The organism is Paenibacillus durus ATCC 35681 (assembly GCF_000993825.1).
Lineage (GTDB): Bacteria > Bacillota > Bacilli > Paenibacillales > Paenibacillaceae > Paenibacillus_AQ > Paenibacillus_AQ durus_B.
This window is the reverse complement of record NZ_CP011114.1, coordinates 56,390-81,987: the sequence shown is the minus strand read 5'-3', so window position 1 is coordinate 81,987 and position 25,598 is coordinate 56,390. Positions and strand designations below refer to the sequence as shown.

At 49.3% G+C, this 25,598-nt stretch carries 29 protein-coding genes; 13 read left to right on the top strand and 16 right to left on the bottom strand.

Translation table 11 applies throughout. The annotated features are described in order from the left end of the window. Window positions 1-22: 22 nt before the first annotated feature. From VK70_RS00375 to VK70_RS28150, 3 genes are read right to left on the bottom strand one after another with little or no spacing between them, the layout of a single operon-like run. The gene (locus VK70_RS00375) at window positions 23-859 is read right to left on the bottom strand and encodes a nucleotidyltransferase domain-containing protein (protein WP_025698964.1); all 837 of its coding nucleotides are present in this window, start codon (window positions 857-859) and stop codon (window positions 23-25) included. Window positions 860-886: 27 nt separating this feature from the next. Beyond that, window positions 887-2,002, bottom strand: a complete 1,116-nt coding sequence (locus VK70_RS00370) for a slipin family protein (protein WP_025698962.1) — start codon at window positions 2,000-2,002, stop codon at window positions 887-889. A 13-nt stretch (window positions 2,003-2,015) separates the two neighbouring features. Continuing rightward, entirely contained in the window at window positions 2,016-2,156 is a 141-nt protein-coding gene (locus VK70_RS28150; protein ID WP_155986975.1) for a hypothetical protein, read from the bottom strand. Window positions 2,157-2,596: 440 nt separating this feature from the next. Between VK70_RS28150 and VK70_RS00365 the strand changes: the two genes are divergently transcribed. From VK70_RS00365 to VK70_RS26870, 4 genes are all read left to right on the top strand, one after another. Beyond that, the gene (locus tag VK70_RS00365) at window positions 2,597-3,907 is read left to right on the top strand and encodes a helix-turn-helix transcriptional regulator (protein ID WP_025698960.1); all 1,311 of its coding nucleotides are present in this window, start codon (window positions 2,597-2,599) and stop codon (window positions 3,905-3,907) included. Further along, on the top strand, window positions 3,894-4,718 hold the full coding sequence (locus tag VK70_RS00360; RefSeq protein ID WP_025698959.1) for a WYL domain-containing protein: 825 nt from the start codon (window positions 3,894-3,896) through the stop codon (window positions 4,716-4,718). The genes VK70_RS00365 and VK70_RS00360 overlap by 14 nt, the downstream gene beginning before the upstream one ends. A 24-nt stretch (window positions 4,719-4,742) precedes the next feature. Beyond that, window positions 4,743-5,714, top strand: a complete 972-nt coding sequence (locus VK70_RS00355) for a serine hydrolase domain-containing protein (RefSeq protein ID WP_046722603.1) — start codon at window positions 4,743-4,745, stop codon at window positions 5,712-5,714. Window positions 5,715-5,829: 115 nt separating this feature from the next. After that, the gene (locus tag VK70_RS26870; RefSeq protein WP_081754920.1) at window positions 5,830-6,117 is read left to right on the top strand and encodes a hypothetical protein; all 288 of its coding nucleotides are present in this window, start codon (window positions 5,830-5,832) and stop codon (window positions 6,115-6,117) included. 51 nt (window positions 6,118-6,168) lie between these two features. Here VK70_RS26870 and VK70_RS00350 read toward each other — a convergent pair whose 3' ends face one another. The 3 genes from VK70_RS00350 to VK70_RS26165 form a co-directional block, all read right to left on the bottom strand. Then, window positions 6,169-7,089: a type I restriction-modification system subunit M gene (locus VK70_RS00350; protein WP_025696953.1), complete on the bottom strand. Its 921-nt coding sequence runs from the start codon at window positions 7,087-7,089 to the stop codon at window positions 6,169-6,171. A 1,030-nt stretch (window positions 7,090-8,119) separates the two neighbouring features. Next, a complete protein-coding gene (locus tag VK70_RS00345) occupies window positions 8,120-8,368 on the bottom strand; it encodes a hypothetical protein (protein WP_233277747.1) in 249 nt (82 codons plus the stop codon). Between the two features lie 34 nt (window positions 8,369-8,402). After that, window positions 8,403-8,741 carry a GNAT family N-acetyltransferase gene (locus tag VK70_RS26165; protein ID WP_051505141.1) on the bottom strand — a complete coding sequence of 113 codons (339 nt, stop codon included), beginning with the start codon at window positions 8,739-8,741 and terminating at the stop codon, window positions 8,403-8,405. 124 nt (window positions 8,742-8,865) lie between these two features. Between VK70_RS26165 and VK70_RS29295 the strand changes: the two genes are divergently transcribed. The 3 genes from VK70_RS29295 (at window position 8,866) to VK70_RS00325 (ending at window position 11,256) form a co-directional block, all read left to right on the top strand. After that, window positions 8,866-9,327: a LytTR family DNA-binding domain-containing protein gene (locus VK70_RS29295; RefSeq protein WP_324607994.1), complete on the top strand. Its 462-nt coding sequence runs from the start codon at window positions 8,866-8,868 to the stop codon at window positions 9,325-9,327. A gap of 14 nt (window positions 9,328-9,341) precedes the next feature. Further along, complete coding sequence (locus VK70_RS00330) at window positions 9,342-9,770, top strand: DUF3021 family protein (protein ID WP_025696950.1); 429 nt, start codon at window positions 9,342-9,344, stop codon at window positions 9,768-9,770. A gap of 178 nt (window positions 9,771-9,948) precedes the next feature. Beyond that, window positions 9,949-11,256 (top strand): alpha/beta hydrolase family protein, encoded by a 1,308-nt coding sequence (locus tag VK70_RS00325; RefSeq protein ID WP_025696949.1) that lies wholly within the window; start codon window positions 9,949-9,951, stop codon window positions 11,254-11,256. 61 nt (window positions 11,257-11,317) lie between these two features. On the opposite strand, the gene rlmD is transcribed toward VK70_RS00325, so the two are convergent. The 4 genes from rlmD to VK70_RS00305 form a co-directional block, all read right to left on the bottom strand. Beyond that, window positions 11,318-13,054: a 23S rRNA (uracil(1939)-C(5))-methyltransferase RlmD gene (gene rlmD, locus VK70_RS00320; protein ID WP_046724009.1), complete on the bottom strand. Its 1,737-nt coding sequence runs from the start codon at window positions 13,052-13,054 to the stop codon at window positions 11,318-11,320. 69 nt (window positions 13,055-13,123) lie between these two features. Continuing rightward, complete coding sequence (locus VK70_RS00315) at window positions 13,124-14,014, bottom strand: diacylglycerol kinase (protein ID WP_025693834.1); 891 nt, start codon at window positions 14,012-14,014, stop codon at window positions 13,124-13,126. Between the two features lie 263 nt (window positions 14,015-14,277). Further along, a complete protein-coding gene (locus VK70_RS00310; RefSeq protein ID WP_025693833.1) occupies window positions 14,278-15,051 on the bottom strand; it encodes a sirohydrochlorin chelatase in 774 nt (257 codons plus the stop codon). Window positions 15,052-15,056: 5 nt separating this feature from the next. Then, window positions 15,057-15,347 carry a YerC/YecD family TrpR-related protein gene (locus VK70_RS00305; protein ID WP_025333183.1) on the bottom strand — a complete coding sequence of 97 codons (291 nt, stop codon included), beginning with the start codon at window positions 15,345-15,347 and terminating at the stop codon, window positions 15,057-15,059. Between the two features lie 363 nt (window positions 15,348-15,710). On the opposite strand from VK70_RS00305, the gene VK70_RS00300 reads away from it, so the two are divergent. Further along, window positions 15,711-16,271, top strand: coding sequence for a hypothetical protein (locus tag VK70_RS00300; protein ID WP_025693832.1), 561 nt, complete (start codon window positions 15,711-15,713; stop codon window positions 16,269-16,271). Window positions 16,272-16,421: 150 nt separating this feature from the next. On the opposite strand, the gene VK70_RS00295 is transcribed toward VK70_RS00300, so the two are convergent. After that, window positions 16,422-16,895, bottom strand: coding sequence for a DUF2798 domain-containing protein (locus VK70_RS00295; RefSeq protein ID WP_025699050.1), 474 nt, complete (start codon window positions 16,893-16,895; stop codon window positions 16,422-16,424). A gap of 268 nt (window positions 16,896-17,163) precedes the next feature. On the opposite strand from VK70_RS00295, the gene VK70_RS29190 reads away from it, so the two are divergent. The 5 genes from VK70_RS29190 (at window position 17,164) to VK70_RS28750 (ending at window position 20,171) form a co-directional block, all read left to right on the top strand. Beyond that, window positions 17,164-17,316 carry a hypothetical protein gene (locus VK70_RS29190; RefSeq protein WP_158454091.1) on the top strand — a complete coding sequence of 51 codons (153 nt, stop codon included), beginning with the start codon at window positions 17,164-17,166 and terminating at the stop codon, window positions 17,314-17,316. A gap of 384 nt (window positions 17,317-17,700) precedes the next feature. Beyond that, window positions 17,701-18,606, top strand: a complete 906-nt coding sequence (locus VK70_RS00290; protein ID WP_046722601.1) for an SDR family oxidoreductase — start codon at window positions 17,701-17,703, stop codon at window positions 18,604-18,606. A gap of 40 nt (window positions 18,607-18,646) precedes the next feature. Continuing rightward, window positions 18,647-19,390 carry an SDR family oxidoreductase gene (locus VK70_RS00285; RefSeq protein WP_025699053.1) on the top strand — a complete coding sequence of 248 codons (744 nt, stop codon included), beginning with the start codon at window positions 18,647-18,649 and terminating at the stop codon, window positions 19,388-19,390. Window positions 19,391-19,460: 70 nt separating this feature from the next. Beyond that, window positions 19,461-19,937: an SDR family NAD(P)-dependent oxidoreductase gene (locus VK70_RS00280; protein ID WP_233277745.1), complete on the top strand. Its 477-nt coding sequence runs from the start codon at window positions 19,461-19,463 to the stop codon at window positions 19,935-19,937. 39 nt (window positions 19,938-19,976) lie between these two features. After that, complete coding sequence (locus tag VK70_RS28750) at window positions 19,977-20,171, top strand: Rossmann-fold NAD(P)-binding domain-containing protein (RefSeq protein WP_233277744.1); 195 nt, start codon at window positions 19,977-19,979, stop codon at window positions 20,169-20,171. Window positions 20,172-20,603: 432 nt separating this feature from the next. Here the strand turns inward: VK70_RS28750 and corA are convergent, their stop codons facing one another. The 5 genes from corA to VK70_RS00255 form a co-directional block, all read right to left on the bottom strand. Then, window positions 20,604-21,563 (bottom strand): magnesium/cobalt transporter CorA, encoded by a 960-nt coding sequence (gene corA, locus VK70_RS00275; RefSeq protein ID WP_025699055.1) that lies wholly within the window; start codon window positions 21,561-21,563, stop codon window positions 20,604-20,606. A gap of 84 nt (window positions 21,564-21,647) precedes the next feature. Then, window positions 21,648-22,550 carry a response regulator gene (locus tag VK70_RS00270; RefSeq protein WP_025699057.1) on the bottom strand — a complete coding sequence of 301 codons (903 nt, stop codon included), beginning with the start codon at window positions 22,548-22,550 and terminating at the stop codon, window positions 21,648-21,650. 3 nt (window positions 22,551-22,553) lie between these two features. Beyond that, window positions 22,554-23,837, bottom strand: coding sequence for an ATP-binding protein (locus VK70_RS00265; protein WP_046722600.1), 1,284 nt, complete (start codon window positions 23,835-23,837; stop codon window positions 22,554-22,556). A 96-nt stretch (window positions 23,838-23,933) separates the two neighbouring features. Then, on the bottom strand, window positions 23,934-24,584 hold the full coding sequence (locus tag VK70_RS00260) for an amino acid ABC transporter permease (RefSeq protein WP_025697492.1): 651 nt from the start codon (window positions 24,582-24,584) through the stop codon (window positions 23,934-23,936). A 148-nt stretch (window positions 24,585-24,732) separates the two neighbouring features. Next, window positions 24,733-25,377, bottom strand: coding sequence for an amino acid ABC transporter permease (locus VK70_RS00255; RefSeq protein ID WP_025697493.1), 645 nt, complete (start codon window positions 25,375-25,377; stop codon window positions 24,733-24,735). Between the last annotated feature and the right edge of the window lie 221 nt (window positions 25,378-25,598).

The following is a 25,598-nucleotide window of genomic DNA, read 5'->3' as shown; positions in this document are numbered from 1 at the left end:
GTTTCCCGTGTTCACAATCCTTTTATTTTCCTCGCTTATGAATACGTTCTTTCAAAGAATCATCGTCTTCACCACCCTTTTCCCATACATCATGGAGTACGGACCGGAACAAATCATCAAGCTGCTGATCCTGGTTACCGTCACCGGGCCGCATTTCCGAAGCCGTTCGCTCGTAATACGCTATTTTCTCTTCCAAATAATCATTGATCGGGTTGATTCTTGGTTCAAAATCCATCTCGTCGCCTGCTTTTTTACGGTCCAGCAAATCGAGAATCACCGCCTTAAGCTCGCTTCCCCCAGGTAATAAACCATCGACAAGCTGGTCAAATTCAATTGGTGGCATGGTGACGTATTTCTCGATCCATTCACAAGCCAAGATCGGGCGAAGAACATAGAAGTACTTTTTGATTTTGACCTGATCCCCCTGGAGGTAATCGCGGTAGTTTCCCCTGGCCATATGCAAATAGTGATGGATACATGATCTTGGAGAAAAGGTTAAGGGAGAGATCCGGCGGATTTGCTCGGTTATCAAGCGGTTTTCCCTGTATACAATCGGAGATTGGAGCCACTCAAGTAGAGGCGGGTTCGACTTGCGGAACAGGTTCAAAGCCTTTCTCAGATCCCACCCGTTGATGTCCAGCATATCGCTGATGGGACGTTCAATCACATCCCGTTTATCGAAAATCGATAAATACCACTCTACAGGCCGGACATAGATAAATCTTACGTCGTAGTCGCTATCCTTTGAAGGGAACCCCCATGCACGGCTGCCCGATTCGCAAGCGTACAGGATCCGAACATGTTCTTCGCGCTCGATGCGCTCAAGCACAGTCAAGATATCTTGATGATAACTGCTCATATGAAACCCTCCTTAGTGCACGGTTCGTTATTTACTTGCCGCCTTTTTCTCACCAATAAGTGAGCTCAACCGTTCCAATAGGTCTCCACCGCCCGTTAAAGAGATGGACCCGATTTTCTCGCATATTTTCTCTAGGAATTCCAGCTCTTTCAAACGGAATAACGTCTGATTCTCGTCCATCAGCTTCGCGGTATTAAGCAAACTTCGGGTCGATGCCGTTTCTTCCCGACGAGTGATTAGATTCGCCTGTGCCTTCTTCTCCGCCAGCAGGACGGTGTTTAGGATATCTTTCATTTCACCCGGTAAAATAACATCCTTAACCCCCGCGCTAAGGAATTGTACTCCGAACTCTTCACCCTTCTCACGTAAACGGGACAATATGAACGACGCAACGTCCTCTTTCCGTTTCAAAAGATCGTCTAATTTAAGAGTTCCGACATATTCCCGAAGCATGAGCTGAAGCTGGATATGAATTTGCTCGTCGAACGATTTCATTTCCAAAGCACGTAATGGCTTTACGATCTTGTATTGGCAAACGAAGTTCAACCGCAGCGTAACTTTGTCTTCCGTCATGATTTCTTGGCCGATGAGATCCATTTGTTGTTGTCTTAGATCGATCGTCTTTACCATAAGCGAAACGGGGCCTCTCCAGAAGTAGTATTTGCCAGGAGAAAGCTCTCGTTGCAAAACGTGATCATAAAACAAGAATCCGGATTCGTAACTCGCGATTTCATAGGACTGCGTATTTGCTGTGAGCTTCGGTAAGATCGACCGGTCTACCTCGGCAGGCAATTCAGGTTGTCTGATATCCGTATGTAAAAAAGTATGTTTCTTGAGTATGCTCCAAAAGGCGTAGACACCAGGCTTAAGCAGTTGTACGAATTGCCCGTCCTCGTAATGCAGGACGTATTCGTGGTCTTGCACTCGTACGATATCGAGGTCTCGCAAGAGGTCATCATCATGAAGGAACAACTGCAAATCTTTACCCTCTACAACGAATGGTTTCGCGATATTCAACACCACAACTGTGGGTTGTAACCACAATAAATGGTGATAGGTTCCCGGAATCAGCTTTTTTACATAGCTTCCTTTATGAAAAAGCAACCCACGCTGGTCAGCTTGTATCGTTACTTTTTTTAACATATTCGTTACCCCCTTAATGGTTCAACCATTGGATGTAGAATCCCACTGCGGTTCCGGCGGAATCTCGTTTTAGATAAGCGATCTGCCAGGGATTTTTAAGGATATTTGAATCAGGAGGGTGACCCTGCTTCAGCCATCCTTCTTCCTCTTCCATCCTAAAAAGCCTCCCGGAGTTTCACTCATCGGCATCCACGGATTGCAGGGCCTTACTGCAGTGCGCTCAAACTAGCCGCTAGGGATTCTATCCTTTGGTCTCTGTACAATTTCTCGCTCGATTGAAAGTCGAGTATTCTACCAGAATCGCGTCACAGGCGATTGGGGAATCGAACCCCAAAAAATGGTTTCTTACCGATCCGATCGTACAGGATACCGTAACATACCATGCACAGCACTGCGGGATAAACCGATATCCCCGCCTCGTTACGACCGTCCGAATAAGAACCGATGTATGATGAATACAGGTTCTATAATCGCTCATTTCAACCTAAAGGAACATGGTAAAAGTATTACGACTGGGCATAAACTTTTCCGTTTCACCCAAATCCTGCCCCTGTTACAATGAAGGAAGAGATCTCATGCGAACGGGGGATTATTGTGGCTAAAGAGAGCTTTGATAAAGAGATCCAATTCCTGCGTATGCTTGTGCTGACAAGCGGCGCATTTAGCAGACAGCAATTCGCAGAACGACTGGGCATTTCCGTCCACACCTTTGACAAAACGATCCGGCGGCTCAAGGACGTGATCAGTTCCATGCACCAGCATTTACCGCAGGAACAGAGCGCCGAATTATCCGAGACGATTCGCTTCAGCTATTATGACTCTACCGATCCTCTGCTGCTGTTTCTGTTTCGGGCCAAATCGGTCAAAGAATCCGAAAGCCAGAGAATTTCGCTGCTGTTAGGCGCGATGAATGAACAGGCTTTGACTGCGATGGAACTCTTGGATATATGCTGCGACAGTCTGTCCCCAGGCATTCCGCTGCCTGACGAGAAGACGATTCGGTCGGACCTCAAATACCTGGAAGAGGTTGGCGTCATCCTTAAAGAGCCGGGACCCCGCCCCTACCGGTATCGCATTCAAGATGACCTGATCCGGAGCTTGTCGGAAGAGGAGCTTATCGATTTATATGATTTCGTGGATGTGATGGCGAACACACAGGTGCCTTCCGTTCAAGGCTATCTGCTGCGGGACGGACTGAAGAAGCATCTTCTGCGGGGTCAATTCGAGCAGCGCGCGATCGAGCCATTTTTATATAAGTATCACTATTACTCTCGGATTTTGGATGAAGCGCATCTATTCACACTCCTTCATGCCATCCGTCACCGCCGCAGAGTCCGGTTCCTCTATTTCTCGCCTAAGTCTGAAAAAAGCTACGCCTCCAAAAACACCAACCCCTTATTCGAAAGGGAAACGAAGGCCAAAGCGGAAAAGACGCTTCCGCTAAAAATCGTCTACGATCATCAGTATGGACGATGGTATTTACTTTCCCATGGAAGAGAGGGAATCCGGAAATACCGGATGGAAGGCATCACTCAAATCGAGGAAGATGAATCGGTGCCCGAAGCCTGGTTTGAGGAGAAGAAAAGTGAGCTGGAAGAAAAGCTGAGGTACAGTTGGCTGATTGATACAGGCAAGCCGGTGACGGTGCGGGTGAGATTTTACAATCCCGGAGATTCCGAGCCCAATTTTGTAAAGGAAAGAGTTCTGCTGCAGGGACAGTGGGGCCAGATTGTGTTTGAGGACGAATATTCTTTTATTTATGAAATTACGGTAAACGGGACGACCGAGATCAGACCGTGGCTGCGAAGTTTCGGGTCCAGCTGCGAGGCTCTTGAGCCCATTCGCTTCCGCCGGGAAATGATCGCCGAATGGAAGGAGATCCAGTCTTACTATGAATCTGTTTGAGAAAATCTTTAATCACCAGATCATCTCCCGTCTGGAGGATTCCGGTACCTTTATGGTCACCTCACATGAGCGGGCCTGGCTGAAGACCATGCTGGAGCACCCGGCCGCAGCCGAGGCTTTCACCCCGGACACCTTGAACAAGCTGCGTACGATTCTCGAGCCCGACCCGCTAATGGACATCTCCAGCCATTTGATTGAAAAAGCCCGCAGCATGGAGAAGCAGGTTTATCACCCGCTCATGCGTACGCTGCGCCGGCACATTTTAAATAAGACCGGAGTTCGTTTAACCTATGCCATCAAGAGCGGGCGCGTGAACAGCGATCAACCGGGCGTTCCTTACAAACTGGAATATTCCATGGTCAAAAGAGAATGGTACCTGCTCTGGTATCACCTTCGGCATCGCACCCTCATGACCACTAGACTGAAAAAAATTCACTCTGTCGCAGCGGAACCCATCGAACCTTCGATGGCCGACGGCATTTTCCGGAAGATCGGAAGGATGCTGGATTCGCGCAAATCTGAAGCGGTAATCGAAATCGTCCGCGATTATAACGAAGAGCTGTCTCGCATCCTGTACGCCTTCTCCAGCTTCGAAAAAGATGTGGAGTATGATTCGGACAATGATACATACCGAGTTAGAGTCTGCTTGCTGGGGGATGATTTCGAGTATCTGCTCTCCAAAATCCGTTTCCTGGGCAAACGGGTACGGGTAGTCGAAGGCGATTATTTAAAAAAGCGGATGCTGGAAGCCTCGACGAAGGCTTTGGAGCGATACGGGGTAATTTCGGAGGGTGAGGAGTTATCCTCATGAACATGTACAAGGAGGCCGCCTACGATGAATCTATCCGAGCTGACTGCCGCTATCGCTCCGCTTGATCTGCGCAGCTGCCTGATCAGCCGGAACGGCCGGTTGCTGCTGGAGCATTACAGGGATGACCTTACCCGTAAGGAGCTTGCCCGCATCAATTCCTGCACCAAGAGCATCCTATCCGCTTCCATCTGCATTGCAATGGATCAGGGAATCGTCCCGTCTGCAAATACCAGGTTGAGCGACTTCTTCCCTCAGCTCACACGCGACCATGATCCCCGCAAAGCGGAGATTACGCTAGAGCACCTGCTGACGATGACCGCAGGCTGGAGCTGGGACGAGTTCGGCGGGCGCAACTCTTTTCCCAAGATGACCCGCTCCGCCCATTGGGTCCATTATGTGCTAGAACAGCCGCTGGAGAACACTCCCGGAACGCGCATGGTGTATAACTCCGGCAATTCCCAGCTGCTGTCGGCGATTCTCGCCATGTGCTCCGGCATGAGCACCGCACAGTTCACGGAACAGCATCTGCTGCGCCCGCTTGGCATCGAGGCATATGAATGGGAGGAAGACCCACAGGGCGTTCATACCGGAGGCTTCGGCATGAAGCTGCGGCCCATAGATCTGTGGAGATTCGGCCAGCTGTACCTGCAGCAGGGCATGTGGGAGGGAAGGCAGCTGATCTCACGCACCCTGGTGCGGCGGGCTGTCAGCCCTGCTGTCGGCACCGAGCCGCCCCGCCACGGCAGCTACGGCTGGCATTGGTGGACCGACCGCTTCGCGGGCGCCGTTTCGGGCGTCGCAGTGCCGGATGCAGCTTCGAACGCCGTGGAGTATTTCTATGCCCGCGGCTACGGCGGACAATTCGTCTATTGTCTCCCTGAGCTGGACGTTGTGGTCGTCCTCACTCAGGACCAGCAGCGTCACAAGCGGAATTCCATTGACGTGTTCCGCGAGAGGATTGCACCTGTGCTTGTAGGAGAAAATCCCCCTAATTAAAGGAATCAATTTATATCTACAGCGTCTATATACAGATAACAACAAACTTTTGATGAGGTGAAATATGAAAATATTAGACGGCCTCTAGCTTCCCCCAAGGAGGTTAGAAAGCCAAATGAGCAGAAGTGTAAAAAAATTACCGGTATGGACAGACCACGACACCCCAGGTACCCGCTGGTGTAAACGACAGGTTAGCAAAGCCGTACGCCGCTACACAGGGGACGTTAAAAATGGTAAATGGTACCGGAAGTTATTCTGTTCCTGGAATATTTGTGATTACCGTTTCTTTAAAACCAGACAGCAAGCTATAAGTGAATGGGAAACATCACAATGGTTAAGGAGTCGATTATTGACTCAGGCAGAAGTAATTAACGATTGGGAAAAGATCTTTAGAAGAAAATAAGCACAAGCGCCGGTCAGGGAAGCCCGGTGCTTGTGCTTTTAAATGACGATATCACGAATGGCCACAATTTCCGTGATCAGCTTCCCCACATTCTGGGCACTTCCAGAAACAACCTTTACGATTTTGCAAGCCTTCGCCTTTAAGCAGCATATCCGCTTTTGTTATGGCATACGTTTCAGGGTTAATTTCCTGCCCGAATAAATTTATGGAGATCTCTTTGTTATGTTCTGCAGCCAGTTGTTGCAATCTTTCTTCTGCAATAGTAAGCATTCCGCCGGTACCACAAGCACCGTCGTAAACAAGATATGAACCATCCGTTATCTTGTCGGCTACTGGTAAAAAAGCGATATCTGCCATAAGCTCAACAACATCACGAGGAGTAAAATGTTCTCCTGCTTCTTCATTGTTTTCTTCGCTGAATTTGCGTATAAGCTCCTCGAAAATTACCCCCATCGAATGATTATCAAGTGCAGGGAGTTTAACTTCGCCATTGTCGTCGAGGACCGGCTCAGTGCTAAGATTAATGGTTGGACTTACATATTTTTCAATAACCGCGCCCAAAATATCTGCTTCGATCATTGTGTCAATTTGGTTTCTAAACTTAAATTTTTCAAGTATTTCCTGTACATTAGGAGAGAATCCATCTAAGTATGCAATAAAGTCTGCCTTAAGTTGCTGTTGCTTCGCCCTAGATTTGAGATCTTTAAGCTTAAAAGGGGACGAATTGCAAAAAGCTTGACCCGCCACATTACAAAGTGCAGCTGTTTGGTTTATTACACCAGCATTATCTAAGCTAGCTTTCATTTGAAGCACAGCATCTTTTGTTGGCTCTAGCACTGCATCAAGACGACGAATGACCGTCATCGGCAAGATCACGTCTCTGTATTTGCCCCGGACATAAACATCACGAAGACAGTCATCTGCAATACTCCATATAAAATTAACGATTTGATTATGCAATCTTTGATCCATTAATAGTCCTCCAATTGAAACTCAGTGTTTATGAACTCTATCCAGTCTAATCCACAAACCAACTTTACCATATTAAATTATACACGATATAAAACGCCACTAATTATCGGGAAGCATAAATCTGTATACCATACTACCCAATATGTCAAGAATATGGTTGAGGAATCGTCAAAATAACTGAAAATATTCGACTAGACTCTTCAAAACACCTGCTTTCCATATAGGCTAAAGCCCCACATTTGCAAAGCTGATAATTGCACTGACTTGGATTGCTTAAATTCTCCACCTCTCAACACTAAATCAATTTTCAACTATGCCTTATAGAATAAAATACTTTAGCCATGCCCCCTTTTTAATTGATTTTGATTTTACCGTTTGAACACGAGAAGTAAAACCTCTATACCAAAATTGAAAACGCCTGATTCAAGAATCAGGCGCATCTCAAATTAATCTGTTGATTCCTCAACAATTAGTCAACTCTGCTAAATTCATCTTCTGTTTAATAATTATCATCCCATCTGTACTACTCCCCAAACCCTTTCCACCACTGTAATCTCAGCGATCTATACCACCTCTCGCCAACAAAGCCACACTCTCCACATGCCCTGAGCGGCTATCACGGATGAAGTTATGAATCTATTAGGTTGCTGCGTACTGCAGCTTGAGTCAAAAAAACTCCGCCGCGGAGTGGAGTCTGTATCTATCCATTTCACTTTATCTTCCGCTGCGTTTCCAATAAACATTTTCTCGCTTATGCTTAATGCCATATATCCATACCTTCGCCGTTTCTTCATCAACCTCAAATACCAGAATGACCTGTTAAAGTCCAAGCCTTGCTCAGAGTCCCCGAAGTGTGCCCCTATTGATTTACTTAGCGGTAAGCGTAGGTGTATACTGCAACCGTTCAAACGAATCCAGGTAAATACACTCCTTCACTTCCGGAGGATATGCAAGTATGGCGCTCATTTCATCCAAAGCAGATTGCGTCCAATATACATTATATACTCTGTCCATGCTCGAATTACTTTACCTATGCCTGCAAATATTCGAGTCCGGCTTCCCTTCCATAGACACGCCCTTGTTCACAATCCTCTCGGCTGTGCAGCACCTGCCGGATCAGATCTGGGTCCTTCGACAACGATGAAATATCCAACGACGGCGTATTGTCTTTTTCCCGTTTCATATTAAAATACCCAATAAAATCGTACACCTGGAGTGCATCTTGCTCCGGTATCTGATCAATTAACCTTTTTAATTCTTCCCGATTTATCCCCATCATCCTCACCGTCCTATCCGTGTAATCTGTAAGAACTTTAGTTCATTATACCATTCACTTTTTTGCTATGATACGCATAATATAGTAAGAATAATACAACCAATCGTTTGATCAGGTTCTGAACGAAAATCAGTCTTCCTGTATTTATAAATACCATGAGGTACTCTGCTTCTTCCGTATTTTTATCAATCTGTTCTTGCTTAATTACAAATAATTCTCGTTGATAAAAATTGACGGCTTTCATGTTCTTTTTATATACAGTTAAACTAAGCTCGGAATAACGCTCCTTTATTGTTTCAAGAAGTTTTGTCCCAATCCCTTTCGATTGCGCTTCATTGGAGACGAATATCCCTGCTATATATCCACAAGGATTCATTGCTAATATAATCTGAATTTATAGTAATATAGATGACGGTGAATGTGAACTCATATCGTATCTTTATAAAATATCATGGTAAATCACGTTATGATTCTCGTATTATAAAAGTTAACAAGTTTTAATTCGAATTTCCGAGGGTGATTCTATCAAAATTTCCATCGAAGTAATAGACCATACAGAAGAAGAGGAGATCCGCATCAGGTGTCACCAAGTAGACGAAGAAATACATGAGCTCGTTAATAAAATAAAAACCGAAACGCTCATTATACTTGGTTATCATGAGGATAAGATCAGCCGCATCAAACTTAGTGATATTTATTATTTTGAAGCTGTTGACGGAAAAGTGTTTGCGTATGGTAAGAACAACGTTCATGAAGTCAAACAAAAGCTTTATGAACTGGAGGAACTATGCAAAGAGAAACATTGTTTTCGCGCCTCCAAATCGACCATTCTAAATATAGCTAAGATTGCCAGTGTTCATCCGTCGATCAGCGGCCGTTTTCAAGCATTATTGGATAACGGGGAAAAGGTATTCATATCACGGCAGTATGTACCAATACTTAAACATATGCTTGGATTATAAAAGGGGGGGCCTATATGAAGTATTCCGAGCTCATAAAAGAAATGATTAGAGATTTCTTAATTATATTTGCCTCCATCATTATAATCATCGCTATTTTGCGGCAAATCTATGCTCCTGATGCAAATTTCGAATTAAAGACGATTTTTATAATTATGGCTTTCTCTTTTCTGGGTGCTTTGACCGGAATCATTTTATATACGCCGCATGCGGTTAGCGAGAATAAAATGCGCCTCCGAGTGATTTTACATTTCTTTTTTCTGGAAGCCCTATTAATTTCTCTGGCCGTCCTATTGAATCTCGTATACGGCACTTTCGGCATACTATTATTGGCTTTGCAAATTGCCGCAGTATACGCTATCGTTCGCCTGCTGACATATAAGAATGACAAAAAGGAAGCTCAAAAGATCAATGAAAGACTAAAAACATTTAAAAACGAGGTTTAGAAGATATACACAAACCGCTCCCCAATAAAGTTGTATTCGCAGCGTAAGTACACATCTTTGCGTTGTTTTTTTACAACTTATTGGCTCTCAGCTACAGCTTATCGTTTATGCGTATACACCTGCTCTTCCATTTATTATGATGAACCATAAAAAGTTGGAGGAGGAGCAGAGAAGTCTTATGGAGATTTTAATCCTTGTTGTTACGTTAGTCTTCAAGCTGGTAATTGCCGTTTATTCCATTGTAACCAAGCAAAGCCGCAGCAAGATAAAGAGTTGGACGAGGATCGCAATGTTTATAGGATTCATGATGTTGAGCTTTGGGAAAGTTGTCGTATGGGAGTACACTTGGGGGCTGTTTGCAGGCTTGCTCTTTATATTAGCGTTCAAGGAAATGGTTGCGCTCCTGCGCAAACAAACACACACTCTGCGTTACAAAGCTTTTTCTACGGTATGGAAATTCCTTTTGTTAGCACTGACCGTAGTCGTTACCCTTGTTCCTGTTTTACTTTTTCCACAGTATAGGCTGCCGCAAGTGACAGGTCCGTACGCAGTGGCGACCGCTACTTACACCTATATGGATAAGAATCGTATCGAAGAATTTACGGATCAGGAAGACAACCGGTTTGTTAACGTGGAATTTTGGTATCCTGAACAGGCAGACGGAACCTATCCTTTGCTTGTGTTCTCCCATGGAGCATTCGGAATTAAAACCAGCAACACTTCTACCTTTACAGAACTTGCGAGCCACGGTTATGTCGTCGTTTCGATTGACCATCCCTATCATTCTTTTTATACCGTTTCCGAGGATGGAAAGGTCGTGACGATTAATCCCGAGTACATGCAAGAATTCAGCAATGCAAATATAGAAGGGGTTTATTCGCTTGGTAAGTTTTTCGAGCTTAATCAAAAATGGATGAAATTGCGAACGGATGATATGGATTTTGTCATGGATACGATTTTGGAACAAGCCGAGCAAAAAAAAGATTCTGTATATGAACGCATCGATACACAGAAAATAGGCGTGTTCGGCCATTCTATGGGGGGTTCGGCAAGCGTAGCACTGAGCAGAGAACGCGATGACATTGACGCCGTAGTAAATATAGATGCTCCTTTCTATAGCGAGCTTGTGTATGATAAAGTTACGAACGAATTAACTGCAAAATCCGAAGCTTTCACCATCCCGCTTCTTAACGTTTATTCGGATGATGTGTGGATACAGCTCGACAGCAGTTCTCCGTATATCGCGAATAGAATTTCGAATAAAAATTTTAAAGATGCATACACTGTTCATTTTAAAGGTGCAAAACATTTAAGTTTGACCGATCTACCTCTATTCTCACCTATATTGGCAAACCTGTTGCAACAAGGCAGAAAAGCAGATATCGATAAATATTATGCGATTGAAACTCAAAATGAACTTATCCTTCGTTTTTTTGACTATACTCTAAAGAATCAAGGTCAGTTTGCTCCAAAAGCGACGTATTGAGCATCTGTTAGTCAACCAAATCGAACATAAGAAAAGCCCAGACCGCATATGGTCTGGCTTCTTAACGAACCATCAATATTACCGACTCCACATGCACCGTCCACGGAAACATATCCACCGGCTGCACCTCCACTGTCTTGTACCCTCCATCCTCTAGCACCCGCAAATCCCTGGCCAGGGTGGACGGGTTACAGGACACATACACCACACGCTCCGGCTTCATTTCTAGAATGGTCTCCAGCAGGCGGGGGTCGCAGCCTTTGCGCGGGGGATCGACGACGATGACGTCGGCGGTAACGCCCTTCGCTTTCCAGTTCGGGATGACGTCTTCGGATGCGCCGACCTCGAACACCACATTCTTCATACCGTTCAGTTCAGCGTTCGACCGCGCATCCTCGATGGCTTCAGGCACGATCTCGACACCATACACTTTATCCGCATGCTGCGCGAGGAAGAGAGAGATCGTACCGATGCCGCAGTAGGCGTCGATGACGGTTTCGCGGCCGGTTAGTCCGGCGTATTCGACCGTTTTGCCATACAACACCTCGGTCTGCGCAGGATTCACCTGGTAAAAAGAGCGCGCCGAAATGGCAAACTGCACATCCCCGATATAATCATATATAACGTCTCTGCCCCACAATACGCGAGTCTCGCCACCAAAAATAACGTTCGTCCGCTGCGTATTGACGTTCTGGCAGATGCTCACGACATCCTGGAGTTCCTCTCGGATGCTGCCGATCCAGGCGTCCACATGCGGGATATCCCGTCCGTTGGTCACCAGCACCAGCATCATTTCGCCCGTGCGGAACGCCTTCTTGACGATAACATGCCGCAGCAGGCCGCGGCCGGTTTCTTCATTATAAGCGGAGATGCCGAGCTCCCGGCCGATTCGCTTGACCGCCGATACTACGGCGTCGTTATGCTCATGCTGAATCAGACAGGTCTCCATGTCGATGATGCGGTGGCTGCCGCGCGCGTAAAATCCGCCGACCAAGCCGCCGTCGGCAGCGCCGATCGGCACCTGGGCCTTGTTGCGGTACCGCCAAGGCTCGTCCATGCCGAGCGTCGGCCGCACCACGATACCGCCGGAACGGAAAGCCTCGCCCGGAGCGGCATTCCTTCCCTGTCCTGCTGCTTCCGTCGGTCCGCCGGGAGCCGGAGTGTTCGCTCCCGTTGAAACCTCATCTGTCGAAACGCCTGCAGAGTCTCCCGAAGCACCTGGCACTGCTTTCACCGGGCTCCTTGCTTCCCCATCCGTTTTCTCGCCGTCCTTATCCGACTCCCCGATCTGTTTCCGTTCAGCCAGCAACCTCTCATCAGCTTCACCGCCAGCCTCACCCGGCTCCCCGCTCGGCTTCCGTTCACCCAGCGGCTCTCCGTCCGCCCCATCCTTCACCACATCCAGCTTCCCAATCCGCTCCAGGTTGTCCACCACAAGCTGCCGCTTCCACTTAAGCTGGGCGGCGTAGTCCATGTGCTGCAGCTGGCAGCCGCCGCACTGGTCATAGATCGGGCAGGGCGGCGCGATGCGGGAAGCGCTTGCCTCTACCAGCTCAAGCAGCTTGGCATACCCGTACTGCTTCTTCGTCTTGAGCACCTTGGCCCGGACTTTCTCTCCGGGCAGCGCCCCCTGCACAAAAAGGGTATAGCCCTCTACCCGGCCTACCCCTTCACCTTCATGCGTCATGCCGATGATATCCAGCACGACTTCATCGTTTTTATTTACAGGCAGCCCGGAGGTGACCTCCGCCTTGCTGTCCCGGCGGCCTTGACGGCGGCCGCTGCGGTTATTATTCATTCGCTCGGTTTCACTTCTTTCATGATCTTCATTATTCATGGTGTATATTGCCTTTCGCCTTCAGCCTGCTTACGAATTCTGCGCGAATATCCGCAAATGCTGGGGCAGTATCCGGAAATGGCCCGGAAGGGTCCCGCCAAGCTCTCCGTCCAGATTGAGCTGGACATGGCCGGGAGAGGTGACTTCCATTTCATTTGTGCGGAAATACACGACTTTCTTATCCTGCAGATGCTCGCCACGCAGCGCCAGGGTGACCAGGCGGATTAACTCGGCGAGGTTGCACTTCTTCAGAGCGATCACATCGAACAGCCCATCGTCGATCCGCGCATCGGGAGCGAGCTTCTCGAACCCGCCGACGGAATTCGTGTTGGCAATGAGGAACAGCATGAACTCGTCATGGATCAGCTCCTGTCCGTTGGCGCGGATCACCAGTTCTGTCGGGGACAGGCTGGCCATTTTCTCGATTCCTTTTAAATAATAGGCGAGCTGCCCCATCATCGTCTTCAGTCTGCTGGGCACCTCGTATGTCAGCTCGGTCAGCGTGCCGCCGCCAGCAATGTTGATGAAATAGCGGTCATTGGCTTTGCCAAGATCAATAAGCCGCGATTGCTGCTGAATGATCAGATCACAGGATTCTTCCCAGTATTTTGGAATCCCCATAGCACGCGCAAAATCATTTGTGGTTCCCAGCGGAAGCACCCCGAGAGGAGGAAGGTTCGGCTTCTCCGCCATCCCGTTAACCACCTCATTCAGCGTCCCATCGCCGCCAGCCGCAATAATGAGATCATATCCGCGATTCACCGCATCCGCTGCGGCTTCCGTCGCATCGCCTTCGCCCGTCGTCGCATGACAGGTAGCCTCAATGCCGCCCCGGTCAAGACGTTCCAGAATATCGGCTAGCCTTCTCCTCATTTCTTCCCGCCCGGAAGTTGGGTTATATATCAATCTCGCAGTTTTCATTTCCGGAACTCTCACCCGTTTCTTTATTAACAACTTAACTGATTATACCCAATTCTGAAGGGCACAATCAATATATGTGGGTAAGAGAGGAAAAAGCACATGGGGATTGCCAAATACAGCCCCTAATAGACGCATTTGCGAGACTGTAAGCAGCGGGAATTTCGCAGCGCATGAAGCATGAAATGAACACGCCGAATGCGCTTCGCAGCCCCGGAGAACGACAACTGCACTATCTACGGATCAGGTACGGAATACACGCCTGCCTAACTTTCTCCCCCGCGCAGCCTTTTCAGCATCTCCTCTACTTGGGCGGCGATAAAGTGCGGCAGCAGCGGGTGGGGCAGCAGCGTTTTTCCGGTATATTTATAGATTAATCCCTGGAGTCTCCCCGGAATGACATTCTTGGTGAAATAGCCTTCACTTAAAAAAATCGGCGCGACCAGCACCTCATGCCCCTGTTCACGCCAGTACCGCACCTTATCACCCGCGTTGTCCGGGCTCAGCAGCGCGTAATCTGCTGCCGCAACGCCGCTGACTCTGCGGACGCGTTCCGCCAGCGACGACATTCCACGCTCCCAGCGCTGGCGGAAGCCGGCATGCATACTCCCGTGGCCGACCAGCAGTATCGTCTCCCTGGCGGGATCGGCCGACAGCTCCCGGACCTTATCCCAGACCATGACCGCGATATCCGGATCGTCGTCGACGGGGGCGCCATAGTGAACGCGGGCGGTTACTCTAAACCGCTCAAGATCGGTTTCTTTTTCCGGTTCATCCTTGACCCCGAGCGCATAGGCTATCTCATCAACATGGGTGCTGCCCGATGAGACGAACAGCGGAATGACCAGAATATCCGTAACGCCCTGTCCTTCCAAGCTGTCGATTCCGTCCTGAATGGAACGCCCTTCCACCAGCTCCAAAAAAGAAACCGCCACGGGAAGATCCTCCCGCAGCGATAATTCATTTACACCCTCATCAACGATAGCCACCCAGGACGTATCGCGCGAACCGTGACTGATGATGAGCACGCCCGGGTTCATCGTTATCAGCGCCCCAAGCGTTCCAGCGTCAGCTTATAGCCGTCATTACCATAGTTAAGGCACCGCTTGACCCGCGAGATCGTCGCCGTGCTCGCTCCGGTCTCCGCTTCAATCTGGTTATACGTGCAGCCTTTGCCCAGCATTCGAGCAACTTCAAGGCGTTGCGAGAGCGACTGAATCTCGTTTACCGTGCACAGGTCGTCAAAAAACACATAGCATTCTTCCATATTTTTTAAAGTTAAAATGGCTTCAAACAGTTGATCGATACTTTTATCGTTCAGCTTCTTAAGCTGCATAATATAATCATCCCCTAAAGTGGCTTACTGCCTTTACTATATTGCACCAGAGCGCTTTTTTCAAGCATTAACGATTTCACGCTGTAAAGAATGAAAATGGCGGACAATTGTCCACTCCATACGCACAAAATATTAATGTCTGCTGCTGCCTGCTTTGCTCTCCCATCTATCAGCACCATTCCCTATCTTACTGCATCAAGGCGTCAAAAACAAAGCCGGACAAGGATTATTCAAGATTCCCCCGGCTGCTGGGCGTCTGCCCTTTTCCGCTCTTATCCCTGTTACCCCGGGCATCCGTCCATACCTTATGTTCGCCCATGACATACAGTATAGCAAAAATAACCGACAAAGGAATGTGATATCATGCCTCAGCATTACTATAATCATTCCCCTCGAAGCAGCCGCGGGTTGGCTGAATCGTTCAGTTCGTCTCCCTACCCTGGCATCAATACTTACGTGCAGGTGCCGGGACCCGGAGGAGCAGGCGCATTGTCTTCTGTGGGAGCGGAAACAGCCGAAACCGCGCTTGTTGCTCCGGCAGCAGCAGAGGCGGCTACTAAAAGCGGCGGACTGCTCGGAAACCTCGGCGGACTCGCCAACATGGGGAACATGGAGCAGATCAAGGGCATAATCGACCGCATGGGGGGAATCGACGGGCTCGTCAGTTCCATAGGTAAAGTACAGAAGGTGATGCAGGGCTTTCAGCAGATGGCTCCGATGTTCAAGCTCGTTATGGGCAGCATAGGCAAAGGAAAAGGGGCGGGTGCGCTTGGCGCGGCGACCGGTCTGCTCGCAGCGGAGGAAGATTCCGCAGCCTACAAGCCTCGCCGGCGCAGCAAAAGAAGCGCCCCGAAGCGCCGCACATCGGGCTCTTCGGGGCGGCGGCGTTCCGGCTCGTCCTCCGGCAAGCGGCGCCGCAAGTAAACGGCGCCGCCTTAAGCTCTGGCGGCAGGGATCGTCATTTTGACCTCAGCCGCCAGAGCCCCATATGTACTTGAAGAGAAGGCGCGGCCTGAACTTTATGCCGTAGACCGAAGGGGGAGGGGAACCGTCTGGAGTAGTTGTTCGTCGGATTTACACGGATACGCCTGTGATTACAGAGGTATTTGCGGGTTTCATGATCAATGTGCCGACGATTCGGCCGACCCATTGTGGCAGGAAGAAATTCAATACGAAGACGATGCTGAAGGCGACGCGCCAGGCTCCCATCCAATAGCCTGCAAATCCAGGGATAAAACCGCGCATGGCTATGGCAGTCAAGACAAAGGACAAGATAAAAGTCATGATGAACGAAATCGTTAATACATAGACAACCAACTGCCCCTTCTTAAAGCGGTTTGCGAAGCGGCGAATTCTAACCGGAAGGAAAAAGTTAAGCCCGAATGCGATCACGAAAGCAATGCCCCAATCTTTCATCCATGCGCTCATGAAATGCGGGATTAAACCGCCCTCGAGTACATAAGTCATGATACCGGACATGATGAACGTTAACGTGATCGACATCGACGAAATGAAAAGAAGCTGACGGTACTTGGCATGAATTCTCATTTGTTAAAACTCCTTTATCGATAAGATTTGTTAGTTGAATCTAATATAAACTAACTTCGAGACAAATATCAAGTGACAAATATACATTTTTGTCACGAAAATTTATTTCGCCTTTATCTTCGCATGCGGCTTTGCGCGAAGCCGTTACGGAACGGTGGTTATATAACAGTATCTTGCTTCCATTGCAGGCGGAGGCGGAAAAGCAGGAAGGAAGCGCGGAAGAGAGGTTGAGATTGTGGGTTGAAACCCTCATCTCGAAAAAAAGAACATACGCTGCGGAAATGCGGCAAATAAGGCCCGTGCCTTCTTCCTGGCGACGAGCAGTTTCCACCATCCCGCTCATGCGCCGGAGTGGAAGAATCCGGAAATCGACAAGGGGTTCGACGCCGTATGGCAGCTGCTCTTGTCCGGTTTACGATAAGTGGTTTAATAAGCTGTACCAATCCTTATTACAAAAACATAGAACGAAAGCATAAATAAAAGCAGCGGTGGTCTAGGCCTTAGAGGGTCTAGTCGTCGCTGCCTTTTTAATATTGCATTTAGAAAGAAGCCTTTCCACAAAACATGGATAGCCATTGTTGTTACATTCCTCTTTAGTTCGTATCAAAGAAAAATTCGCCGCCGATATGATCGGTCCTCTCCTTCTCTCGGGTTTAGGTTTCGCGCTAGTCAAGCTGTTTGGCTTGAATTAATCTTGGAGAGTAAGAGAGAGATGAATGTAATGACAATATTATAATTTTGTTATTTGACATTTGATATGTGTCAGGTGTATATTGGGATCGACAAGAGAGGAGATGTGAGAATAATGGTCAAGAAGGAAGGAAATATCGTTCTTGTCACAGGAGCCAGCTCTGGAATCGGTTATTTATCCGCGAAGGCATTGGCAGCAAAGGGACATACGGTATACGCCAGCATGCGCGACATCAGCGGTAGAAACACAAAGAAAGCGGAGGAACTTTACAATTATGCCGAGGCTCATGGGTACACTTTAAGGCCAATTGAACTAGATGTATTGTCGCAAACCTCAGCGGATCAAGCGGTTCGAACCATCGTAGAAGAACAAGGTCAACTTGATGTAGTCATGCACAATGCCGGCCATCTCGTCGTCGGGGTCGTGGAAGCCTATACCCCGCAGGAAATCATGAATGTGTTCGAGACGAACGTCCTCGGCTCACAGCGAGTCAACCGCGCAGCACTGCCGTACATGCGGGCGCGACAATCCGGATTGCTACTTTGGATCAGCAGCACGACCGTAAGAGGCGGATTTCCTCCGTTCCTTGGACCTTACGTCGCAGCGAAAGCGGCCATGGACTCTCTGGCGCAGACGATGGCCTACGAAGTCGCGAAGTTCGGTATTGAGACGTCCTTTGTCGTGCCGGGAGCCTTTACGAAAGGGACTTCTCACTTCCCGAATGCGGGCCGACCGCAAGACAACGCGACTTCTTCGGAGTACGAGCGGATCAACGGCCTGCTCGAGGAGGTCGGCGCACGTTTAAGTGCCCTTACACCTCCCGAAGCCGACCCTCAAGCCGTGGCCGACGAAGTCGCTCGGATCGTGAGCTTGCCGACTGGCAGCCGCCCCGCTCGCGCTGTCATTGATTTCGTCAATGACGGTGCCGAAGAGGTGACGGAGCTTTCCGAGAAAGTTCGTATTGAATTCATTCGCCGCATAGGTTTAGATGAATTGCTCACTGCATCGGCCGTGATGTAAGACGGAATCATATCAAATTATAAAAAGGATGGGATCAATAATGGTTCAAACGCTGGAAGGGAAAGTAGCATTGGTAACAGGAGCATCTCGAGGCATCGGGAAGAAGATAGCCGAAACGTTGGCTTTGGCTGGCGCGAAGGTCGTTGTGAATTACGCAAGCAGTCCAGCGAAAGCAGAAGAAGTCGTGAACGGTATTAGACAAAGTGGCGGCGAAGCAATTGCCGTGCAAGCCGATGTCGGGAAAGTTTCTGAAGTTGAACGGCTGTTCGACGAAACGCTACGGGCCTATGGGCGATTAGACATTCTCGTGAACAACGCTGGCGTCATGGCGACGAAGCCGCTTACCGCCATTACGGAAGAGGACTTCGACAAGCATTTCGCAATTAACGTGAAGGGAACATTCTTCGCAATTCAGCAAGCGGCGCGGACCATGAGCGAGAACGGCCGCATTATTAACTTCTCTACTTCTATTGTAGGGATGATGCTTCCCACGTACAGCCTATATGGGGGGACGAAAGGTGCCGTCGAGCAATTTACGCGTCATCTGGCTAAGGAGCTTGGACCGAGGAAAATTACGATCAACGCGATCGCGCCGGGGCCGGTGAACACGGAACTGTTTACCGCCGGAAAATCGGAAGAGCAGATTAGGACGTTTGCCAGTATGAATGCCTTAGGGAGATTAGGGGAAACGGAGGACATCACCAAAATCGTGCTTTTCTTGGCGAGCGACGAATCCCAATGGATTAACGGGCAGACTATCCGTGCCAATGGCGGTTCCATCTGATTTCGCGAATCGTTTCAACGAAAATTAATAAATCGTTAAACGAAAAAATAATTTGGAATGGAGGATTTGTATGAAAAAGACCGCATTTGTAACCGGCGCTAATAAAGGAATTGGATTTGAGATTGCAAAACAGCTTGGTGAAATAGGCTGGAAAGTAATCCTTGGCGCTCGCAGCATCGAACGAGGCCAGACAGCCGTGTCTGAACTAGCTGCCCAGGGGCTAGACGTGGAGTTCGTACAAGTAGATGTGACCGTTTTGGAGAAGATCGAGCAGGTTGCAGATATGATCAAAAAGAATTACCCAGACTTGAAGCTTCTGATCAATAACGCCGGTATGCCAGGCGCTTTCTCTCGCTCTTTTACAGAAACCAGAGAAGAAGACCTGCGCAACGCCTTTGAAGTCAACTTTTTCGGTACTTTCCGATTAAACCAGCATTTGTTTCCGTTAATTAAGGATAACGAAGGCACTATCGTAAATGTATCGACCGACATGGCCTCACTTGACCATATGCAAAATGCTAAATTCACATTAAACGCCTTTGACTAAAATTCGTCTAAAACGGCCAACAATGCCATGACCCTTTCCATGGCCTATGAATTAAGAAACAGCAACGCTCAAGTTTTTGCAGTAACGCCGGGTTTTACTACAACAGATCTGAACGGCAATGCTGAAGGCGGTAAATCTAAAGAGGAGGCCGCCGCCATTATCGTAGGTTACGCAACAGATGGTAAGCGTCACAACGGTGAATTCCTGAATGAGAGAGGAGTTTTAGCGTGGTAATCCGCATTCATCATGCCAACTGGTGAAGTCGCTTAACAAAAACAAACCAACGGTTCCCTTCACTTCAGCAAGGATTGATCATCCGCGGCAGCCTCATGTTGCAAGTTATCGAGCTGGCGTGTTTTGAACACTACGTGCCTGCCTAATCAGATTTGTTACGTGACCCTACATGCTTTCAGGAACCTGAGCACCGAGAAATTCTAGCCCTTTATACAGCGGCCAGTCTAGGACTTTACTTTTGCGTCTTAGTCTGCCGCTGTTGTATTTATCATCTTGAACCGGAAGAACCACGTAAAATCAGCAACACGAGCAATGATGGTCAAAGACTAGAGGACGAACGCATTAAATTGGCCATCATCGCAGCGCATATAAACGCATCAGCAACCCCTAAACGGTGCTTTTCTGATGCGCTCCTGTCCTCTACTGCCCCGTTTACTTAAACCAGCCCCGTCTTTGAAACCACAGCACCATGCTTCCCCCCAGCAGCACCATGATGAGCAGGACAAGGGGGTACCCGTAGGCATAGTTCAGTTCAGGCATTACCTTGAAATTCATACCGTAAATCCCGGCAATCAGCGTTAAGGGCATGAAGATGGTTGTGATGACCGTCAGCGTCTTCATAATCGAGTTCATCCGGTTGGAATTCAGCGATATGTAGCTGTCGCGCAGGTCTGACGTCATTTCCCTGTCGGTCTCGATCATATCCGTCAGCTTGAGCAGGTGATCGTAAATATCGCCGAAATACATACGCTCTTCCGCATTGCTCTGGATATGCTGGGAATTGAGAATCCGGTACATCAAATCCCGCATCGGCACAATCGTCCGGCGCAGCTTCAAGAGGCGCCCACGAACATCGAATACCTGGGACAGCAGTTCCTCCACCGACTCGCGGCCCCCCCTGCTGTCGAGCTCCGCCAGCTCGTCCTCAATCATATACAGGCTTGGAAAATAGTTGTCCACCAGTTTATCCATCACCGTGTAAGCCGCCAGCATCGGACCGCCGGACCAGCCTTTCCGGTTATGGAGTTCCTTTACAACCCGATCCCAGGCTTCTTCCAGCTCCACCTGCTCATGGAGGTGATAGGACACGAAAATCGATTTGCCGACAAACAAATCCACCTCCTCGGCACTCAGTGTCGTCTCATTCAACGCATGCAGCACAAAAAACTGCACATCCTCGTAATAATCGAGCTTCGGACGCTGAAGCACATGTATGCAGTCTTCAATCGCCAGCGGATGAAAGTGAAAATAGGTATCCAGCAGCATCGTCTCGTCCGAAGTAGGTTCCGAAAAATCCGCCCATATCCATTTGTAATCCTCCAAGTTAATTTCAAAGAGCGGCTTGTCCATCAACACCTCCCCCTGATGGGTTACCGCCAGTGTCCGTATCATAATCCTCCTGCCCTCCTTAAGGTGCCTTGCTTTCATCATTGTACAGCAGAAATAACCCCTGCCCAAATTCGGGAGGGGATCTTATTAGCGCCCTAGTCCTTCCTGAAGCTCCAGAGCCATTACTTGCAAAAATTTGCGAATATTCACTTTGGCCTTGCCGGATTCCCGGCCCTGATCAATCTCCTTCATCTTGGCGCGCACATCCTCAAATTCGAAGTAAAGCGGCGCGTAGTATTCGAATTTGGGATGGCTGTAATCGGTCAGACCGATGGAGGCCAAATGCGTCAGCCCCGTCGCCAGCGCCCGCCGCAGCCGCTGCTCGATAGCCTTTGTTTCCTTGGCGATGTCGCTCGTGCCCTTTTTATAACGGGCGGCCACCGCCTCGTACAACTCCTTAAGCGGGGGCAGCGTTCCCGCATCCTCCCGTTCCATCAGGATTTCCATGATTGCTGTAATATCGCGGCTGCCGCTCTCGCCGATCATGCCCATGTTCATCAGGATTGGCTGAACGGCATCCTTAACCGTACGCCGGGCCGGAATCGCAGGAGCCCCTCCGAACTGAAGCCCTTCCAGCTTCTCCAGACTCGATTTGATTTCGTCCAGATAGCGGCTCATGGCATAGCGTTCGTTCACCCTGCGCAGCACGGTCTCCACCTCAATCCGGTTAATCGGCTTGCGGATGAAGAATTCGATGCCGCTCTCATACGCCCTTCCGACCATATCCTGATTCTCGATCTGCGAAATCATGACGAACTTGGACTTGCAGCCCTGCGCCTGCAGGGAGCGGATTGTCTCAATCCCGTCCTGGTCGGGCATGAGCAGATCCATCAGCACAATGTCCGGCGACTCTTCCAGAATAAGCCTGACGCCTTCCTGGCCGCCTTCGGCTGTCCCCGTCACTTCGCCAAGCCCGCTGGCCTCGATAATATGCTGCAGCATTCTTCTGGCGCTCCGGTCATCGTCAACAATACAGAAAGATAGCGGCATGCTCTACTCCTCCTTTCGCAGATTCTTCGTGGGAATGGCGATCTTGAACATGGCCCCTCCTGCATAGGGGGCGTTGCTGACCGTAATCTTGCCCTCGAATAACCTGACGATATCCTGCACATGCGACAGTCCGATTCCCGTTGCCGCCACGCCCTCATCATCGAATTTGGTTGTGAAGCCCGGCTCGAACAGCAGCTCGCGGTCGCGGTCGTTCACACCGCCGCCGCTGTCGGTGACCGTCAGCACGGTCATTTCTTCTTTTTCGTATATGTTCAGATAGATGGTTCCCGTATCCTTGATCGCCTCGACGGCATTGGCTGTAAGGTTATTGAGCAGCGTGAGCAGAGGGATATAGCTTGCAGTGGCATAATCGGAGGTGGTCTGCTGAATGATCGTGATATTCTTGCCAAGCATGTCGGCATACTTCTGGTTGCTCTTCACGGTAAAACGAAGAATGCCAGACAGCGGCATGTCGCCGGTTACTTCACGGTCCACCAGCTTCGTCAGACCCGCCAGAATCCGCTGCGAATCCTTCTTCACCTCATGAATCTGCTGCGTGATATGGAGCACCTGGCGGCTGTGGGCCGGCTCTCCGCCGTCTTTGAGACTGCGATACAAATCATAACTGTCCAGCGTAGCCTGTTCCAGCGTGCCGATTGATTTTTGCAGATAGAACACCTCCCCGTACAGGCCCGATCCGAAGCCGAGCATCTGCTCCATCCGGCGGTTCTGTTCCTTCTGCACCAGCCGAAGCCGGCTAATCGATATGCTGCTGTATAGACCGGTCGTAAAATAGGTCCTCAGCATGGCAATCGCCATCAGATACGTCCATTCATTCAGGCGGAACGAGGTCGTTCCCAGCACAAACAGCCGGGTCAGCAGTTCCATCTCATTGGAGAGCAGATCGATGACTGCTGCCACCGCCCCCAGCACCAGCGGATGGAAACCGTCCATCCGTTCTTTGATTACACGCATCAGTACAGCGAAAACTATGTAATACACCATCGCGGAGCAGTGTCTGGCCATAATCTCCAGCAGGGTAAAATCCGTTCCCGCCAGATCAAGGCCTGTCCGGAACAGCAGCACGGATACGCCCGTAGCCACGCCGGTGAGTATAAACGGAAGATGCCGAAACAAAAGCAAAAACAGCAGAAATGCACTGCTGCCTAAGCCGATTCTGAAGATGTCGCCAGCATAGGGATTGATCTTGAACTCCCCGGCAATCGCCGTTACAACCGCGACCAGCAGAATCTGAATATATGGATGTCGGTTAAGCGGCTGCCCCATTAGCCAATACTCCCGCGTGCTAGTATTAGCCATTATAGTACCATAAACCGCTGTGAATTCCTATAAAATACTACGAAAAACGACTTCGTCATGGCATCATGCATTCTTTGTCTCCAGGCGTTTGGACAGCTGGGACAGCAGGAAATTGACTGTAAAATAGATCAGCGCTACAAGCAGCAGCGTCGGAATCGTATAGTTGTAGCCGTGTCCGATAATGATTCCGGCATTGTGCATCAGTTCCGCCAGAGAAATAATTACCGCCAACGATGTGTCCTTCAGCAGGGAAATAAACTGACTGACCAACGGCGGAACCATGCGCCGGAGACCCTGGGGAAGCACGATATGCCACAGCGTCTGCACTCCCGTAAGTCCCGACGAGCGTCCCGCTTCAATCTGCCCTTTGTCAACCGAGGTAAGTCCGCCGCGCACAATTTCCGAAATCATCGCCCCTTCAAAAATCGTCAGCGCCGCAATCGCCGCTGTCATCAGCCCGAGCTTGATTCCAACCTCCGGCAGCGCGAAGCGCATAAAGAAGATAATGAGCAGCAGCGGCAGGTTGCGGCTCAATTCCACAAATACGAAGCTGATCTGCGACAATACCGGAACCTTCGCATAGCGGACGACACCGATGATACAGCCAAGCAGGAAGCTGAGAATAATCGCCGTAAAAGCGACAATCAGCGTGACATACAATCCGTCCAGCAAAAATTTAAGATTATCCGCCGAGTAAGCGCCGGCAAAATCCATCGTTTATCCTCCTTTCGATCCCGCAAAGTGCTTGGAATACGCTCCGTTAGCACTCTCTACACTTTGTGGGGCTAACTTTTCTCTTCCGGGGTCCCCGCAAAGTATTCGGACTTCGCTTCGGAGCTCCATCTTCACTTTGTGGGGATTCTTAGCGCTGCAATCTGCGCTCCCATACTCTCATGCCATAGCTGAGCGGCAGAGTCAGCACCAGATAGAACAGCGCGACGAATACGTAGGTGTCGAACGTACGGAACGTATCGCTGTTGACGATATCCGCAAAATACATTAGATCAAGTCCGGCCACGATCGTCAGCACCGACGAATTCTTGATCAGGTTGATGAACTGGTTGCCGAGCGGCGGAATAACCAGCTTGATCGCTTGCGGCAGCACGACATAAATCATCGTCTGCACATAGGTCAGGCCTGATGAGCGCGCCGCTTCGGTCTGCCCCTTGGGAACAGCCGCTATTCCTGCGCGGATCGCTTCGGCGATAAACGCCGACGTATACACCGTAAGGCCAATGGTGCCGGCCGTAAATCCGTCCAGAGACGAGCCGAATGCCGATGGGCCGTAGTAAAAAATATATACGACGAGCAGGAGCGGGATATTGCGGATAAACTCAACGTACCCGGTCCCGAACCATCTCAGCGCTCTTACGGTAGAAATGCGGAATACTGCAATTAGGGTACCCAGCAGAAAGCTCCCTGCTAGCGCCAGCAAGCTGGAAAGAATCGTACCGCGGAATCCTTCCATATAAGTGCTGAAATAGTCCGTCAAAATGGAAAACTGCATCTTGATCACCTGCCTTTTGTCTCATAATAGCGATTGGCATAGTCCTGTACTTATAACTATCTCTAATTTTCTATTGTTCCCCGTGCTCTCTTCACGGTCGTCCTCTGACAAGCACGAAAGGATGGCCAGCGGAAATCGCCCGTCCCATCCTTTCGCTGATGCCGACTTTAAGCCGATTTTTCTATAATTCCCCTCTTTGTGTGCATCCCCATGCACATTAA